This is a genomic window from Tenacibaculum sp. 1B UA (genome assembly GCF_033978845.1).
Classification (GTDB): domain Bacteria; phylum Bacteroidota; class Bacteroidia; order Flavobacteriales; family Flavobacteriaceae; genus Polaribacter.
Genome location: NZ_JAKVUA010000014.1, coordinates 17,995 through 35,610, shown reverse-complemented (window position 1 = coordinate 35,610; position 17,616 = coordinate 17,995). Strand labels below are relative to the sequence as shown.

General features: G+C 32.2%; 18 protein-coding genes. 13 read left to right on the top strand and 5 right to left on the bottom strand.

Features of this window, described 5'->3' with window-relative positions:
• The first annotated feature begins 37 nt into the window (after window positions 1-37).
• From MK851_RS11315 to MK851_RS11290, 6 genes are all read left to right on the top strand, one after another.
• A complete protein-coding gene (locus MK851_RS11315; protein WP_320244001.1) occupies window positions 38-508 on the top strand; it encodes a thermonuclease family protein in 471 nt (156 codons plus the stop codon).
• 8 nt (window positions 509-516) lie between these two features.
• The gene (locus MK851_RS11310; protein ID WP_320243999.1) at window positions 517-753 is read left to right on the top strand and encodes a hypothetical protein; all 237 of its coding nucleotides are present in this window, start codon (window positions 517-519) and stop codon (window positions 751-753) included.
• A gap of 92 nt (window positions 754-845) precedes the next feature.
• Complete coding sequence (locus MK851_RS11305; RefSeq protein WP_303510180.1) at window positions 846-2,702, top strand: DNA topoisomerase IV subunit B; 1,857 nt, start codon at window positions 846-848, stop codon at window positions 2,700-2,702.
• A 219-nt stretch (window positions 2,703-2,921) separates the two neighbouring features.
• Complete coding sequence (locus MK851_RS11300) at window positions 2,922-3,113, top strand: hypothetical protein (RefSeq protein WP_320243996.1); 192 nt, start codon at window positions 2,922-2,924, stop codon at window positions 3,111-3,113.
• A 26-nt stretch (window positions 3,114-3,139) separates the two neighbouring features.
• Window positions 3,140-5,854 (top strand): DNA gyrase/topoisomerase IV subunit A, encoded by a 2,715-nt coding sequence (locus tag MK851_RS11295; RefSeq protein WP_303510175.1) that lies wholly within the window; start codon window positions 3,140-3,142, stop codon window positions 5,852-5,854.
• Window positions 5,854-6,723: a mechanosensitive ion channel family protein gene (locus MK851_RS11290; protein WP_320243993.1), complete on the top strand. Its 870-nt coding sequence runs from the start codon at window positions 5,854-5,856 to the stop codon at window positions 6,721-6,723. Before MK851_RS11295 ends, MK851_RS11290 begins: the two co-directional genes overlap by 1 nt.
• Here MK851_RS11290 and MK851_RS11285 read toward each other — a convergent pair whose 3' ends face one another.
• Both MK851_RS11285 and MK851_RS11280 read right to left on the bottom strand, forming a co-directional pair.
• Window positions 6,724-7,035 (bottom strand): DUF6787 family protein, encoded by a 312-nt coding sequence (locus tag MK851_RS11285; protein WP_115901039.1) that lies wholly within the window; start codon window positions 7,033-7,035, stop codon window positions 6,724-6,726.
• Between the two features lie 83 nt (window positions 7,036-7,118).
• Complete coding sequence (locus tag MK851_RS11280; RefSeq protein WP_320243991.1) at window positions 7,119-7,769, bottom strand: DUF937 domain-containing protein; 651 nt, start codon at window positions 7,767-7,769, stop codon at window positions 7,119-7,121.
• Window positions 7,770-7,899: 130 nt separating this feature from the next.
• Here MK851_RS11280 and MK851_RS11275 point away from each other — a divergent pair, with 130 nt between their 5' ends.
• From MK851_RS11275 to MK851_RS11265, 3 genes are read left to right on the top strand one after another with little or no spacing between them, the layout of a single operon-like run.
• Entirely contained in the window at window positions 7,900-9,225 is a 1,326-nt protein-coding gene (locus MK851_RS11275; RefSeq protein WP_320243989.1) for a dicarboxylate/amino acid:cation symporter, read from the top strand.
• A 6-nt stretch (window positions 9,226-9,231) separates the two neighbouring features.
• Window positions 9,232-10,068 carry a sulfurtransferase gene (locus MK851_RS11270; protein ID WP_320243987.1) on the top strand — a complete coding sequence of 279 codons (837 nt, stop codon included), beginning with the start codon at window positions 9,232-9,234 and terminating at the stop codon, window positions 10,066-10,068.
• An 8-nt stretch (window positions 10,069-10,076) separates the two neighbouring features.
• Entirely contained in the window at window positions 10,077-10,301 is a 225-nt protein-coding gene (locus MK851_RS11265) for a hypothetical protein (RefSeq protein ID WP_320243985.1), read from the top strand.
• Between the two features lie 32 nt (window positions 10,302-10,333).
• Here MK851_RS11265 and MK851_RS11260 read toward each other — a convergent pair whose 3' ends face one another.
• The 3 genes from MK851_RS11260 to MK851_RS11250 are packed head-to-tail and all read right to left on the bottom strand — an operon-like array spanning window position 10,334 to window position 12,163.
• The gene (locus tag MK851_RS11260) at window positions 10,334-10,846 is read right to left on the bottom strand and encodes a hypothetical protein (protein WP_320243983.1); all 513 of its coding nucleotides are present in this window, start codon (window positions 10,844-10,846) and stop codon (window positions 10,334-10,336) included.
• A complete protein-coding gene (locus MK851_RS11255) occupies window positions 10,836-11,549 on the bottom strand; it encodes a DUF3307 domain-containing protein (RefSeq protein WP_320243981.1) in 714 nt (237 codons plus the stop codon). The genes MK851_RS11260 and MK851_RS11255 overlap by 11 nt, the downstream gene beginning before the upstream one ends.
• Window positions 11,546-12,163 (bottom strand): SatD family protein, encoded by a 618-nt coding sequence (locus MK851_RS11250; protein ID WP_320243979.1) that lies wholly within the window; start codon window positions 12,161-12,163, stop codon window positions 11,546-11,548. Before MK851_RS11250 ends, MK851_RS11255 begins: the two co-directional genes overlap by 4 nt.
• A 229-nt stretch (window positions 12,164-12,392) precedes the next feature.
• Here MK851_RS11250 and MK851_RS11245 point away from each other — a divergent pair, with 229 nt between their 5' ends.
• The 4 genes from MK851_RS11245 to MK851_RS11230 all read left to right on the top strand — a co-directional run bounded on the left by MK851_RS11245 (window position 12,393) and on the right by MK851_RS11230 (window position 17,614).
• Complete coding sequence (locus MK851_RS11245; RefSeq protein ID WP_303510153.1) at window positions 12,393-14,723, top strand: ATP-dependent helicase; 2,331 nt, start codon at window positions 12,393-12,395, stop codon at window positions 14,721-14,723.
• Window positions 14,724-14,769: 46 nt separating this feature from the next.
• Window positions 14,770-15,411 (top strand): DUF4290 domain-containing protein, encoded by a 642-nt coding sequence (locus MK851_RS11240; RefSeq protein ID WP_320243977.1) that lies wholly within the window; start codon window positions 14,770-14,772, stop codon window positions 15,409-15,411.
• Window positions 15,412-16,725, top strand: coding sequence for a UDP-N-acetylglucosamine 1-carboxyvinyltransferase (gene murA, locus MK851_RS11235; RefSeq protein ID WP_303510148.1), 1,314 nt, complete (start codon window positions 15,412-15,414; stop codon window positions 16,723-16,725). It abuts the gene before it with no gap.
• A gap of 127 nt (window positions 16,726-16,852) precedes the next feature.
• Window positions 16,853-17,614, top strand: a complete 762-nt coding sequence (locus MK851_RS11230) for a DUF6503 family protein (protein ID WP_320243974.1) — start codon at window positions 16,853-16,855, stop codon at window positions 17,612-17,614.
• The last annotated feature ends 2 nt before the right edge of the window (window positions 17,615-17,616 follow it).

The window sequence follows — 17,616 nt, the reverse complement described above, 5'->3', positions numbered from 1 at the left end:
TAATATTATCAGCAGTTTTATTCATACAAACTAAACTATGCACTTAAAAACAATACTATTATTTTTATTAGTAACTTTAACAGGAGTAAAAGTACCAAAAGAATTCAACGCAAGAGTAATTGGGGTAGTAGACGGAGATACGGTGAAGGTGTTGTATCAAAACAAACCAATATACATAAGGTTAGAACATATTGATTGTCCTGAAAAAGGGCAACCTTTTAGCACCAAAGCAAAACAATTTGTATCCAACAAAATATTTGGAAAAACAGTTAAAATAATCAACAAAGGAAAATGGCATTGGAATCGTTTAATTGCTGAAATATACTTTGATAATCATCAAAATATTAATAAAAACTTAGTAGAAGAAGGATTGGCAATGCACTTTAAAAAGTATTCAAAAAATAAAGAATATGCTTTGTTAGAAGTAAAGGCAAAACAACTTAAAATAGGTATGTGGTCATTACCCAATGTAATCACACCATGGCAATATAGAAAACAACCAAAATAACCAAACAAATGAAAAAAGTCATAATAATGCTACTATCAGTAAGTGTATTGGTGGCATTTCAAAAAATAGAAGACAAAAAAGTGTATATATGTAGTAGTGTAGCAAGTACAAAATATCACTTTAAAAAAGACTGTAAAGGTTTGTCATCATGCAAAGCAACCATAAAAGAAAGTACAGAGAAAAAAGTAAGACGATATGGTAGGTTGCTCTGTAAATGGGAGAAAAAAGTATTAAAAAAGAAATAAAACGAACTCTGTTGATAACTATATTAACAGAGTTTTTTATTTTTTCGAGCGAAGTACTATTTTAGCACAGACTTCAATTCACACGATTTTTTATGACGCAGGAAACACAATATACCGAAGACAATATACGCTCGCTCGATTGGAAAGAACATATTCGTATGCGACCAGGGATGTATATTGGTAAACTGGGAGACGGATCATCACCAGACGACGGAATTTACATTTTGGTTAAAGAGGTTTTAGATAACTCTATTGACGAATTTGTCATGGGAGGAGGTAAGACTATAGAAGTTTCTGTACAAGGAAATAAAGTAATTGTACGAGATTACGGACGGGGGATTCCACTAGGAAAAGTAGTGGATGTAGTTTCGAAGATGAATACAGGAGGAAAATACGATTCCAAAGCCTTTAAAAAGTCCGTAGGATTAAACGGAGTTGGTACCAAAGCAGTAAATGCGTTATCAACCTATTTTAGAGTAGAATCTAACCGTGATGGTAAATCAGCCTCAGCAGAATTTGAAAAAGGAAACTTAACAAACCAAGAGTTATTAGATGAAACATCACGTCGTAAAGGTACTAAGGTGACTTTTATAGCTGATGAAACCATCTTTAAGAATTATATGTATCGTCCTGAATACATTTCTAAATTATTAAAAAACTATGTGTACCTAAACCCAGGATTAACTATAGTTTTTAATGGAGAGAAATTTTATTCAGAAAACGGATTAAAAGATTTATTGGAAGACAACAACAATCAAGAAGATATGTTGTATCCAATTATTCACTTACGAGGTGATGATATTGAGGTAGCGATAACCCATAGTAAAACACAATATTCAGAAGAATATCATTCGTTTGTAAACGGACAAAATACCACACAAGGAGGTACACACTTAAATGCATTTAGAGAAGCCATAGTAAAAACAGTACGCGAGTTTTTTGGAAAGAACTTTGATGCTTCCGATGTACGTAAATCAATTATCTCTGCGATATCTATCAAGGTGATGGAACCTGTTTTTGAAAGTCAAACAAAGACGAAGTTAGGGTCTACCGAAATGGGAGGGGACCTACCAACCGTTCGTACGTACATCAATGACTTTGTTAAAACACAGCTAGATAATTACTTACATAAAAACACTGAAGTAGCCGATAAGCTTCAAAAGAAAATACTGCAAGCAGAAAAAGAACGTAAAGAATTATCGGGTATACGTAAACTAGCAAGAGACAGAGCAAAAAAGGCAAGTTTACATAACAAAAAACTACGTGATTGTCGCATCCATTTTGGAGACACAAAAAAAGAAAAATATTTAGACACTACACTATTCATTACCGAGGGAGACTCGGCAAGTGGATCGATAACTAAATCAAGAGACGTAAACACACAAGCAGTATTTAGTTTAAAAGGGAAACCATTAAACTCATACGGGTTGTCAAAAAAAATCGTTTACGAAAATGAAGAGTTTAACCTACTCCAAGCTGCTTTAAATATAGAAGACGGATTAGAAGACTTACGATATAACAACATTGTAATTGCTACCGATGCCGATGTTGATGGTATGCATATTCGTTTGTTATTAATTACTTTTTTCTTACAATTCTTTCCTGAGGTTATAAAAGAAGGACATTTATATATATTAGATACTCCGTTATTTAGAGTTCGAAATAAAAAAGAAACGATTTATTGTTATTCAGAAGAAGAAAAAAAAGCAGCAATAGATAAACTAAGAGGAAAACCAGAAATAACTCGATTTAAAGGGTTAGGGGAGATTTCTCCTAATGAATTTGTCCATTTTATTGGAGACGATATTCGCTTAGATCCAATAATGTTAGACAAAGAAATGTCGATAGAACAAATGTTAGAGTTCTATATGGGTAAAAACACTCCAGACAGACAAAAGTTTATCATCAACAATCTAAAAGTTGAATTAGATATTGTAGAAGAAAATTAAAATGAAAGAATTAAAGAAAGTAACTATAATAGTATCATTAATAATGATTTTTGCTTGTGTTTTAATGGTTTATTTTGGTAGACCATCAAGTCAAACTTCATATATAGGAACATTATTAATGTTGATTATGGCTTTAGTATTAAGCTTATCTATCAAAATAACTAAAGAATAAAAAACATCAGATAAATAAATTAGCTTGTAACTAAGTGCAAAAAGATAATGGATAGAAATAGAAGAGCTAGAATATATTTATTAATAGCATTTTCAATTTTTTTAGTCAACGTATTTAACGTAGATTTTGACAATTTAAGTTGGGGAGCAAATAGGTCGTCTTACATCAATATGATAGTAGCAGCCTTAGTTTGTATAGCTATTTTTCTACTAATTAAGAAGAAACAAACCAACTCTTAAACGAATAAAAGTTTAAACATTCATACATGAGTGAAGAAAGTAACAATTACGAACACGACGAAGAATTAAATCAACCCCTTGAAAATACAGAAACCATAACTAAGGTTACAGGAATGTATAAAGAGTGGTTTTTAGATTATGCTTCGTATGTAATTTTAGAACGTGCAGTGCCATCTATGGAAGATGGGTTTAAACCCGTGCAACGTCGTATTATGCATTCAATGAAAGATTTAGACGATGGTCGCTATAACAAAGTAGCAAACATTGTTGGTCATACAATGCAGTACCACCCACACGGAGACGCTTCAATTGCTGACGCCATGGTACAAATGGGGCAGAAAGAACTGCTAATCGATATGCAAGGTAACTGGGGTAATATTTTAACAGGAGACCGTGCCGCAGCCTCTCGTTATATTGAAGCACGATTGTCAAAATTTGCGCTAGATGTTGTTTTCAATGCCAAAACCACTGAATGGCAAGCTTCGTATGATGGACGTAAAAAAGAACCTGTAAACTTACCTGTAAAGTTCCCTATGTTATTAGCGCAAGGAGCGGAAGGAATTGCAGTAGGACTTTCTACAAAAATATTACCGCATAACTTTAACGAGTTGATAGATGCATCTGTAAAATATTTAAAAGGAAGAAGTTTTACAATCATACCCGATTTTTTAACAGGCGGAATAGCAGATGTTACCAACTATAACGATGGTAAACGAGGAGGAAAAGTAAGAGTAAGAGCAAAAATTTCAGCACTTGATAAAAAAACATTAGTAATTACTGAGATCCCTTTTGGTACAACGACATCTTCTTTAATTGATAGTATTTTAAAAGCCAATGATAAAGGTAAAATTAAGATAAAACGTATTGAAGATAATACGGCAGCCAATGTTGAAATCTTAGTGCATTTACCAGCAAATGTATCACCCGATAAAACGATTGATGCATTGTATGCGTTTACCAGTTGCGAAAACTCAATATCTCCGTTATGTTGTATTATTGAAGACAATAAACCTGTATTTATAGGGGTAACAGAAGTCTTGAAAAAATCGACAGATTTTACAGTAGAGTTGCTAAAACGTGAATTAGAAATTCAATTACACGAATTAGAAGAACAATGGCACTTTGCTTCTTTAGAACGTATTTTTATTGAGAATAGAATTTACCGTGATATTGAAGAAGTAGAAACTTGGGAAGGAGTAATCAAAGCAATTGATGAAGGATTAAAACCTCATACCAAACATCTAAAAAGAGAAGTAACAGAAGAAGATATTGTTCGTTTAACAGAAATAAGAATTAAGAAAATATCTAAGTTCGATATTGATAAAGCGAAACAATTTATTGAAGGTTTAGAAGAAAAAATAACTGAGGTTAAACATCATTTAGATAATTTAATTGATTTTGCAATAGATTACTTTAAAGAGTTAAAATCAAAATACGGAAAAGGAAAAGAGCGTAAAACTGAAATCCGAATTTTTGATGATATTGTAGCTACCAAAGTAGTAATGCGTAACTCTAAACTTTATGTAAATAGAGAAGAAGGGTTTATAGGAACATCATTAAAGAAAGATGAATATGTTACTGATTGTGCCGATATTGATGATGTCATTATATTTAGAGACAATGGTTCAATGGTGGTGACGAAGGTAGATTCTAAAACCTTTGTAGGAAAAGGAATTATTCATGTTGCTATATTTAAGAAAAAAGATAAACGTACAGTTTACAACATGATATACAGAGATGGAGCAAAAGGCCCTTCGTATATGAAGCGTTTTAATGTAACATCGGTAACTAGAGATAAGGAATATAACTTAGCCAACGGAGATTCAAAATCAAAAATATTGTATTTTACAGCCAACTCTAATGGTGAAGCTGAGGTAGTAACTATTTTACTCAGAGCAGTTGGAAGCGTTAAAAAGCTAAAATGGGATATTGATTTTGCCGATTTAGCGATAAAAGGACGTGGAGTTCGAGGTAATTTAGTAACCAAGTATTCAGTAAAAAAAGTAGAGTTTAAAGAAGCGGGAGTCTCAACTTTAAAACCTAGAAAAATTTGGTTTGACGATACAGTACATCGATTAAATGTTGACGGTAGAGGAGAGCTGTTAGGTGAGTTTAGAGCAGAAGATAAGATATTAATAGCTACACAATCAGGAAAAATAAAAGCAGTATCGCCAGATTTAGCGATGCATTTTGATAATGATATGATTGTGCTTGAAAAGTGGAAACCAAACAAACCAATTTCAGCAATTTATTTTGACGGTACAAAAGAACGTTATTTTGTAAAACGATTTTTAATTGAAACACCAGATAAAGAAGAACTTTTTATATCAGAAGAAGAAAAGTCAAAATTAGAAATCATAGCTACAGATTATCGTCCTATGGCTGAGGTGATTTTCTCAAAAAGAAGTTTAGACAAAATAGAGGTGAACTTTGAAGAGTTTATAGCAATTAAAGGAATTAAAGCTCAAGGAAACCAGCTAACAACAGATAAAATAAAAACAGTAAACTTGTTAGAATCGTTACCTTATGAAGAACCAGAAGAAGAAAAGGTTGAAGATATTGAGGTAAACGATGAAGAAGAAATTAAAGAAGAAGCGCTACCTTTAGATGTAGAAGATGCAAAACCGAAAGATAAAGAATTTGTGGAGTCTAAAGAAGATAAAGCAAAAAGAGCATTAGAAAAAGCACTTCAAAAAAAGAAAAAAGATAAAGATGACGAAAGTCAAACAGCATTGTTTTAATGGATGAATTTTTACCATATCGTTTTAATTTAGATACCTTTTTTGGTGCTTTAGGATATATTATAGTTGTATTTATAGTGTCTTGGGCTATTTCAAGATTGGCAAGAGCTATTATTTGGCAACTAATTAAAAGTAAAAAAGAAGATCGTTTTGGTAGAACAAGTATCCAGTTTTTACGCAATTCAGTATCATTTGTAATAGGCCTTTTAAGTGTTGTTTATGTAATTATGATGGTGCCTGCTTTTAGAAATAAAGCAACGCTAATTTTTTCTGGAGCAGGTATTTTAGCAGCTATTATAGGTTTTGCAGCACAAGCAGCACTCTCTAATTTAATAGCAGGAGCTTTTATTGTTATTTTCCGTCCATTTCGAGTAGGAGACTATATTAAGTTAGATGAAGCACGTGTAGGAATTGTTGAAGATATAACGCTGAGACATACTGTAATAAATAATTTTGAAAATAAGCGGCTCATTATACCAAACTCGGTAATTAGTACAGACTCTATTTTAAATCATACCATAGAAGATTCCCATGTATTGAGTTTTAATAATTTTAAAATAGGATTAAAGGCAGATATTGATTTAGCACGAAGGATTATACAAGAAGAAGCAGTTAAGTTACCAACTGTTATCGATTATCGTACACCAGATCAGGTAATGGGTGATGTACATCAAGTAGATGTTCGAGTTATTGATGTGTATACAGATCACATTCACATGCGTGCTTACGTGTGGTTAAACGAACCTTTTCGAGAATTTAAAACAAAATGTGCTTTAAAAGAGGCTGTACATAAGCGTTTTCTTAAAGAAGGAGTATCACTACCTATACCAATACATAAAATAATTAGTGCAAGTGTTAGTACAAGCTGATTAATTTGAGTTTTTAAACAAGAAGCCTAAACCCAAACGAGCTAAAAATTTTTTTTCAAATTCCCAAAAGAACTTAAATTGGCCAAAAAGCCAACCAACTAAAGGCAAAGTAGTTTGGTAAATAGGAAAGATAAGTAAAACTCTTAATGGATAATATAACCAAGGAGTCATAGTTTCAGGTGACAACCCTAAGAGATTGGTAACAGGTCTGGCAACCCAAGCAGCAAAAGAACCGTTTATTGCAAAAACGATAAAAATAGCAGTTAAAGCCCAATTACTTTCTATACCCCAACGTTGTTTAAGTTTCTCCATAAATGTTAATGTCGGGCAAAAGTAATTAAAAGAATAGGGGCAAACAAATGTTTGCCCCTTCATTACATTATAAATAAGTAAAGTTATTTTTTTCCAAATACACCGCCTAAAAGTCCGCCCAAAAGACCACCTGATTTTTGCTGGTTGCTACTAGTGTTTCCTAAAATCATTCCAGCTACATCATCAACAATACTACCGTCGCCATCAGCATCCAATATTTGTTCTAAGAAGCTTTGTTCTTTTTGAGTAGAGTTACCACCTAATAAACCTCCTAAAAGTCCACTTAAATCATTTGAGTTATTTATGTTGTTTTGACGAGATTGTTTACCTAATACTCCCATTAAAATAGGTGCAGCGGTTTTTAAAATATTAGCAACAGCGCCAGTATCCATATCAGCTTTTTGACCAATAATTTGTTCTACTCCTTGTTGTTTATTTCCTAAAACATGGCCTAAAATCTTGCCTCCATCTTGTAAAACATTAGAGTTAACCCCACCATTAAACAAGTCTCCTAAATTATCTAAGATTCCACCATCATGCTTATCTAATGCACTTTTTAAGCTTTCTGCACCTTGAGGTGTTGTAGCATTTCGTTGCATTGCTTTCATTAAAACAGGTAATGCCATTGTTAAAACACTACTAGTTTTATTAGTGTTTTGCCCTGTTGAGCCCGCAACACCAGATATAATTGTCTTTCCTGTGTCGCTATTTAATAAATCTAAAATTCCCGTCATTTTTTTATTTTATTAAGATTAGTACTTAGTTTCTAATTAATGGGACACAAGATACAAACTGAAGGTCACTTTTTTTAAATATTTCTTTATACCTTACGGCCAGTTAAAAAATAATAGATTTATAGATTATATGAAGAAACTTGCACTACACTGGCAAATTTTAATAGGAATGATTTTAGGTGTTTTATTTGGGGTAGGAATGACCTTTATAGATAATGGAGCATCATTTGTATCAGATTGGATAAAGCCTTTTGGAACAATTTTCGTAAAATTATTAAAATTAATAGCAGTACCATTAATTATTGCTTCTCTGGTAAAAGGGATTTCTGATTTAAAAGACATTTCAAAATTTAAAAATATTGGTTTACGGACCATGTTAATTTATATAGGTACTACAGTAATAGCAATAACAGTAGGGTTGGTATTGGTGAATGTTGTACAACCTGGAGAAGGGATTTCTGAAGATACTATAGCTAAATTAACAGCAGATTATGCAAATAGTGAAGGGGTACAAGCTAAAATAGCAGAGGCGAGTAAGCAAAGAGAAAGTGGACCACTTCAATTTTTAGAAGATATGGTTCCTGATAATGCTATGCAGGCAATGAGTAATAACAAAGCAATGTTACAGGTAATCTTCTTTACTATTGTCTTAGGAATATCAATGTTGTTAATAGGCGAGAAAAAAGCTACACCGTTAAAAAACTTTTTTGATTCGTTAAATGAAGTTGTGCTAAAAATGGTTGATTTAATCATGTTAACTGCACCTTTTGCAGTATTTGCATTATTAGCAAATGTTGTAGTTACTTCCAATGATCCTGATTTATTGTTAGCATTATTAAAATATGGAGCAACAGTTGTTGGAGGTTTATTGTTAATGGTAGCACTTTATATGGTTTTAATAAGTGTGTTTACCAAAAAGAATCCATTATGGTTTTTAAAACAAATAAGTCCAGCACAATTATTAGCGTTTTCAACAAGTTCTAGTGCAGCAACATTGCCGGTTACGATGGAGCGAGTAGAAGAGCACATTGGAGTAGATAAAGAAGTATCAAGTTTTGTATTACCAGTAGGAGCTACTATTAATATGGACGGTACTAGTTTATATCAAGCCGTAGCAGCAGTATTTATATCACAAGCTTTAGGTTTCGATTTAACTTTCGGAGATCAGTTAACAATTATTTTAACAGCATTATTGGCTTCAATAGGTTCAGCAGCTGTACCAGGAGCAGGAATGGTGATGTTAGTAATAGTATTAGAATCAGTTGGTTTTCCAGCAGATAAATTAGCCATAGGTCTGGCGTTAATTTTTGCAGTTGATAGACCTTTAGATATGTGTAGAACTGTTATTAACGTAACAGGTGATGCAACAGTTTCTACTTTAGTAGCTAAGTCTGTAGGGAAGTTAGGAAAACCACATCCACATAATTGGGATGAGCATTATGATGAAGTAAAATAAAGTAATATGTTTACAGTAAAACCACCTATAGTTTCTGTTGATTGGTTGCACGATAACTTGAATGCAGACAACTTAATAGTTATTGATGCAACTATTCAGAAAGTAGGAGCCAAGACAGATGATAAAAAAGAAAAACAGCAGATTCAAAATGCTGTTTTATTTGATTTAAAGAATGTCTTTTTAGATATTGAAGCAGAATACCCTAACACAATTCCGTCAGAAAAATATTTTGAAACTCAGGTTCAAAAATTAGGGATAAATAATGATAGCTGTATTGTTGTTTACGATGATATAGGAGTGTATTCGTCTCCAAGAGTTTGGTGGTTGTTTAGAGTATTTGGATTTGAAAATATAGCAGTTTTAAATGGAGGTTTGCCTTCATGGAAAGAAGCAGGTTATATGGTTGAGTCTAAAAATGAAAGAACATTGTCTATGGGAAATTTCAAAGCCTCTATTAATAAAGATAAAATTAGTATGACAGAGGAAGTATTAAAAGCTTCTCGTCATAATAAAATTATATTAGACGCTCGTTCAAAAGAAAGATTTTATGCTACGGAGCCAGAGCCAAGAAAAGACTTAAGAGGAGGACATATTCCAAATTCTAAAAGCTTGCCTTATGCAGGATTGCAGGTAGATGGTAAGATGAAATCGAAAGAAGAGCTTCAGAAAATATTTTCAGAAGTGAACCCAAGTAAAGAAGGAATGATTCTTTCTTGCGGGTCAGGAATTACAGCATGTATACTTGCTTTAGGAGCTGAAGAGGCAGGAAAAACTAATTATAGTGTATACGACGGTTCTTGGACAGAGTGGGCAAGTAGATTAGAATTGCCTGTTGAAAAGTAAATTAAGAAATGAAAAAGAATACTTTGCTGCTAATAATGTTATTTTTAACCTTACAAGGTTATGCTCATGATTCGGAGTTTAATGGAGTAATAGTAAAAAATGGTTTAGGTTTAGGAACTGTAATAGCTGTTGTAATTTCATGGGATAGAAATAAGTCAGTATTATTTGCAATACTACATGGATTGTTAGGTTGGCTTTATGTGATATATTACTTTATAGTTAAGGAAAAATAGAATAAAAAAAGCCTCAATATTGAAGCTTTTTTTTATATCAGTTTTTTGACTTCTTGTTTTAAAAAGGAAATAGCTGTGTTTGCTGGACTTTCTTGTTGTGAATAATCAATCAATACATTTTCTCGTAAATCTTTAGCAGTTTCAGATTCCTCTGCTGCAGAACGAAGTTTTGCAATAATAGCTAACTTAACAGCTGTAACAGCTTTCCAGCTATCGTCAGAAATGTATAGTTGTTGCACTAAGTTATGTTCAAATTCCTGTTCTATGTTAGCAATTAAAAGCTGTAGGTAATTATCAGTATCTTCTCCAATTGGATTAACTCTTAATAGTAATTTTGATGGGTTGATACGCTCACAAAACAATAACATACGTTCATAAGCTTGTAGTTTTGTAGGTAAACTTTCACGCTTCTTTTCAACTAATGCGTTGAATGTTTTTTCTTTATTATCTTGCTCAATAAAGCGGCCTAAAATTAGATAAGCTACACCGCCAGTTACTAATGCTGGTAGGGCATAGGCTAGCCCTTCAATAATTTTATCTTCCATAATGCGAATATACGAGTCCTGTTAAAATTGCCAATCCAAAACTTAATAAAGTTCCAATCAGTACATACTCGGTAAGCTTTCTATCTTTTGATGCAGTTAAATCTCCAAATCTAAATATAGATTTTGCAGCGAGTAAAAAACCGACACCAGCCCATTGGTTAATTGCAATAAAAACAAAAATTAATAAGCGTTCTAAGAAACCAATATACTTACCTGCATTGGCTAACGATTGTTCTGTTGATTTATTACCTTTTTCAGGGTTCCATTTAGAAATTAAAATATTTATGATAATAGAAGAAGTATAAGTAACAAAAATTAAACAAGTAAAAAGTAATAAGTATTGTTTACTTAAAAAGGTATCTATATTAATTTTATAAGGAGTGTATATATAGGTAGCAAGACCTAAAAAGAATATATGTAAAGCTTGGTCTAAAAAGAAAAATAAACGTTTGTTTTTCTTCTTTTGAAGGTATAGTTTTCCAAGATCAACCAGATAATGAGAAATAATTACAAGTAAAAAAACACTCCAGTATGTAGAGTTGAATTGTAATAATAATAGTAATAAAATAGCATGAACACCTATGTGAGTATAGAGTTTAATAGATTTTATTTTCTTTTTCTCTTTGTTTTTTACCCAGTTTTTAGGTTGAAACACAAAATCACCTAATAAATGAGCTACAAGTAATTTTAAGAAGAGTATCATAAGTTAGTAAATTTCTGATTCATAAGTTTTCTATAACGCTTTTCTAACTTCATAATTTCATCAAAACCAGAGCGTTTTCTTCGTTCGCTGGCGCTACTTTCTGAAATAGCTAGTTTTTTAGCAATAATTTTTTGAGTACACTCAGGGTTTTGTAGAGACATATTTACAAAAGCAGCAGAATTAGTTGTCCAGTTGTCCATTATTAATAAACTCAAACCCAAAGAAACCTCAAACTCTTCATTGATATCTTTCCAAGGAGTTTTCAAGGCTAAATTTTGTTTTTTTAATAAATAATCAAAGGCATATCCAGAATTTATAAAAGCTTCACCGTTAGCTTCGGTAATTTTTTCCGTATCAAAACTTTTATTACCAATACCAATAGCTAAACGAATGTCTAAATCTTTTATTTTCTTAATGTTAGTTTTTAATTCAATGGCGAAAAGTAGTGCGTTTGCAATGTTTTCAATTTCAATTTGAAAACTGTCTCCGCGAAAAAGCTCCCATGTTTTTGGGGTTTTTCCTACAAGATTGAAAGATTTTTTAAGCAAAGGGAGCCATGTTTCAACAGAAACACCTCGAGAGTTAATAATATCACCAGTAATTACACTTGTCATGTGTCTAAATTTTAGTAAAAGTAAGTTTTTGGGTTGAAAGCACCAAATAATTCGGGTTATAAAACGAATAGTGAGGAATAAGGGTTTGAAGACGAATTTTTATTAATTCGGGTTTTAAGAAGAATTAATAGGAGTTAAAATTAGTGAATAAAAAAAGGCTCAGAATCTTTAAAAAACCTAAAAGATTGGTTAATTTTCCATTTTTAAAATTCTTTCAATTTAATTTCCATTGAGTACTTACTTAGAGCAACTTAACGAACCACAGAGAGCAGCTGTTTTACAAAAAGACGGCCCAATGATAATTATAGCAGGAGCAGGATCGGGTAAAACGAGAGTGTTGACCTATAAAATTGCCTATTTGATGGAGCATGGAGTAGATGCATTTAATATTTTGTCATTAACATTTACCAATAAGGCAGCTCGCGAAATGAAAGAGCGGATTGGTAAAGTAGTAGGATATGGCGAAGCAAAAAATCTTTGGATGGGAACATTCCACTCGGTTTTTGCCCGTATTTTACGTTCTGAAGCTGATCGATTAGGGTATCCGTCTAACTTTACCATTTACGATACACAAGATTCAGTTCGATTGATAACGGCGATTATCAAAGAAATGAATTTAGATAAAGATAGATACAAGCCAAAGCAAATTTTAAGCAGAATTTCTTCTTTTAAAAACAGTTTGATAACGGTTAGGGCTTATTTTAATAATTCAGATTTACAACAAGCTGACTTAGAAGCAAGCCGTCCAAGAGTGGGAGATATATACAAAGAGTATGTAGATAGATGTTTTAAGTCTGGAGCAATGGATTTTGATGATTTATTATTACGTACTAATGAATTATTAGCACGTTTTCCAGATGTGTTGGCAAAATATCAAGATCGCTTCCGTTATATCATGGTAGATGAGTACCAAGATACCAACCATTCACAATATTTAATTGTACGTGCATTGGCAGATCGTTTTCAGAATATTTGTGTGGTAGGAGACGATTCGCAAAGTATTTACGGATTTCGTGGAGCAAACATTCAAAATATCTTAAATTTTCAGAAGGATTATCCGGATGTAAAAACATTCAAACTAGAGCAAAATTATCGCTCAACAAGTAATATAGTTCGAGCTGCTAATAGTGTAATTGACAAGAATAAAACGAAGCTAGATAAAGAAATTTGGACAGCAAATGATGCGGGAGATAGTGTAAAAGTAATGCGTACTATTTCTGATGGAGAAGAAGGACGTTTTGTGGCGCAATCTATTTGGGAAAACCAAATGAATTATCAGTTAACGAGCGATCAATTTGCAATTCTGTATCGTACTAATGCACAATCGAGAGCGATGGAAGATGCATTGCGTAAAAAAGATATTAAATATAAAATTTACGGAGGAATTTCATTCTATCAACGTAAAGAAATTAAAGATTTACTATCATATTTACGAATTTTAATCAATCCAAATGATGAGGAGGCATTAAAACGTATTATCAATTATCCAGCGAGAGGAATTGGAGCTACAACGTTAGATAAATTAACCATTGCAGCGAATCATTATAAAAAATCAATGTTTGATATTTTAAAGAATATCAACACTATAGATATCAGTATTAATTCTGGAACGAAAACAAAGTTACAGAATTTTGTAAACATGATTCAGCGTTTTCAAATTGAAACACAAACGAAAAACGCGTTTGAAATTGCTGATTTGGTGGTGAAACAAACACAGTTAGTAAAAGATTTACAAAAGGATGGAACACCAGAAGGGGTTAATAAAGTTGAAAATGTTCAAGAGCTTTTAAACGGAATAAAAGACTTTATTACCGATAAAATAGAAACGGGAGAAGACGCTTCATTAACGTCATTTTTAGAAGATGTAGCACTAGCAACTGATTTTGATTCTGATAAAGAAGATGAAGAACCTCGAGTTTCATTGATGACAATTCACTTATCTAAAGGATTAGAATTTCCTTATGTATATATTGTAGGATTGGAAGAAAGTTTATTTCCTTCAGCTATGAGTATGAATACCCGTAGTGAGTTAGAAGAAGAACGCCGTTTGTTTTACGTTGCTTTAACAAGAGCCGAAAAAGGAGCATATTTAACCTATGCACAAACACGTTATCGTTGGGGTAAATTAACCGATGGTGAGCCAAGTAGATTTTTAGAAGAGATAGACGAACAGTTTATCGAATATTTGACTCCAAAAGTGCCAGAACCATCGATAAATAGGTTTATTGATGCTAGTTTGTTTGATGATGATACCCCCAAAAAAATACGTTTTCAAAAACCAATTCAAAAAAAGAGAAAGGAATTTTTAGCGAAGAAGGAAAAAACAAGTATGGTTCCTCCAAAAAGTAAAATGAAAAAGGTTTCAGAAATGAGTCCGAAAATGAATTTATTTGATGGAGAAATCACAGTAGGAAACGTAGTAGAGCATAACCGTTTTGGTACTGGAAAAGTAGTAGCTTTAGAAGGGAAAGGACCCAATAAAAAAGCAGAAATAGAGTTTAGTACCGTAGGTAAAAAGAAATTATTGTTACAATTTGCAAAATTGAAAGTAATCGGGTAATTAATTCATAATAATTACCTATTTTGCATAGATAAAATATAGAGAAATGACGTTTGATTTAGAATACAATTCGAAAAGATCCAAATTAATTATCCCTGAATATGGGAGGCATATACAAAAATTAGTAAACCATTGTATCGCTTTAGAAGATAAAGAAGAGCGAAATACAATGGCAAAAGCTATTATTGATGTAATGGGGAACTTACAACCTCATTTACGAGATGTACCTGATTTTAAGCATAAATTGTGGGATCAGTTACATATAATGGCAGATTTTGAGTTAGATGTAGATTCTCCATATGAAACACCTTCAAAAGAAGAGTTACAAGAAGCTCCAGATAGATTGCCATATCCTAAATCAGCATCAAAGTACCGTTTTTATGGAACAAATATTCAAACGATGATTGATGTAGCATTAACATGGGAAAAAGGAGAAATGAAAGAAGCACTGGTGTTTACAATTGCTAATCATATGAAAAAATGCTTTTTAAATTGGAATAAAGATACCGTTGATGATAATGTGATTTTTAATCATTTATATGAGTTGTCTGATGGGAGAATTGATATTCGAGATATCGAAGAAGATTTAGCAGATAGCAAAAGTTTATTAAGAAAACGTAGCAGTCAAGGTCAGCACAAAAGTCATTCAAAAGGAAAAGGAAGCACTAATAAATATAGAAAAAAGTAAATGGCATCATTTAAAATAGAAGGAGGTCACAAGTTAAAAGGAATAATAACACCACAAGGAGCAAAAAATGAAGCATTACAAGTTATATGTGCAGTGTTATTAACCTCAGAAAAAGTAATTATAAATAATGTCCCTGATATTATTGATGTTAATAAACTGATTTTTATTTTAGGAAAATTAGGAGTTAAAATAGAAAAACTATCTAAAAACTCGTATAGTTTTCAGGCAGATGATATCAATTTAAAATATCTTGAATCACCAGAGTTTAAAAGAGATGGTAGCTCATTAAGAGGCTCTATTATGATTGTTGGTCCGTTATTAGCTCGTTTTGGAAAAGGATACATTCCACGCCCTGGAGGAGATAAAATAGGACGTCGTCGTTTAGATACTCACTTTGAAGGATTTATAAACTTAGGAGCAAAATTCCGTTACAATCGTGAAGAATACTTCTATGGAGTAGAAACCGATACTGGTTTGGTTGGTGCAGAGATGTTGTTAGATGAAGCCTCAGTAACAGGTACCGCTAACATTATTATGGCAGCAGTATTGGCCAAAGGAACTACAACTATATATAATGCAGCCTGCGAACCATACATTCAGCAATTATCAAAAATGTTGAATTCTATGGGAGCAAAAATATCTGGAGTAGGTTCTAATTTACTTACAATTGAAGGAGTAGAATCATTAGGAGGTTGTGAGCATACCATTTTACCAGATATGATTGAAATAGGTAGTTGGATTGGTATGGCTGCTATGACACGTTCTGAATTAACAATTAAAAATGTAAGTTGGAATGACTTAGGACAGATTCCGAACGTATTTAGAAAGTTAGGAATTCAACTAGAAAGAAAAGGAGATGATATTTATATCCCAGAACAAGAAAGTTATGAGATTCAAAGTTATATTGATGGATCAGTATTAACAGTAGCTGATGCTCCTTGGCCAGGATTTACACCAGATTTATTAAGTATTGTTTTAGTAGTAGCTACACAAGCAAAAGGAACAGTGTTGGTACATCAAAAAATGTTTGAAAGTCGTTTGTTCTTTGTCGACAAATTAATCGATATGGGAGCAAAGGTAATTTTATGTGACCCACACAGAGCAACAGTAATTGGTCATGATTTTAAATCACAGTTGAAGGCAACTAAAATGACTTCACCAGATATTCGAGCGGGTATTTCTTTATTAATAGCAGCATTATCTGCTAAAGGAACAAGTATTATTAATAATATTGAACAGATAGATAGAGGTTACGAAGATATCGAAGCACGTTTAAAATCTATAGGAGCTAAGATTGAAAGAATTGAAGATTAATATAATAGTAATTATATAAAGAACAAAAATCCTGAGTTAATTTGACTCGGGATTTTTTTTGAGGATAAAAAAAATGTAATTAAAGAATGTCTTTACCGACTAAGAGACCTAACTTAAATCAATCATTATGATAAAAAAAATAGTACTTGCTATCTTATTATTTCAAGTAACAATTTTTACAGCCCAAGAAAAACCTCAATTTACATCTTCAATAGAAGAAGTACATAAAAAAGAAGCTTTTATGAGTCAAAAGTACCTGAAATATACTATTGATATAACATTTGGAGGAAAGCAACGTCTAAAAGGAGAAATAACTCAAGAAACAGGAGGAGGGAAAATAAAAATAGAAAAACAAGATGGGTCGCTTATTATTTTTGATGGAAAAGAAGTCTATTCATTAGGGATAAAAGAAGAAGATATGGGGGCGGCTCGTTTTGATATTTTTACATGGTCATATTTTTTAGGCTTACCTTATAAACTAAACGACAAAGGAACCATTTGGTCTAATTTTGAAGAAAACAAATGGGGAACTAAAAATTTTGATACAGGGAAGTTAACTTTTAAGTCAGGAACAGGTGATGCACCAGATGATTGGTATATTATATATAAAAACCCAGAAACAAATATGTTAGGTGGAGCAGCATATATTGTTACCTTTGGTAAAGGAAAAGAAAAGGCAGAAAAAGAACCTCACGCTATTAAGTATAATAAAATCAAAATAATTAAATCTATACCTATTGCAACTAATTGGACGTTTCATATGTGGTCATTAAAAAAAGGTTATGAAAAGGTAATAGGAGAAGTAAAATTATCTAATATTAAATTTATTAATGAAGCAGAATTTATTGTGCCTCAAAAAGCAAAGAAAGTTAAAGCTTTACCAAACTAGTT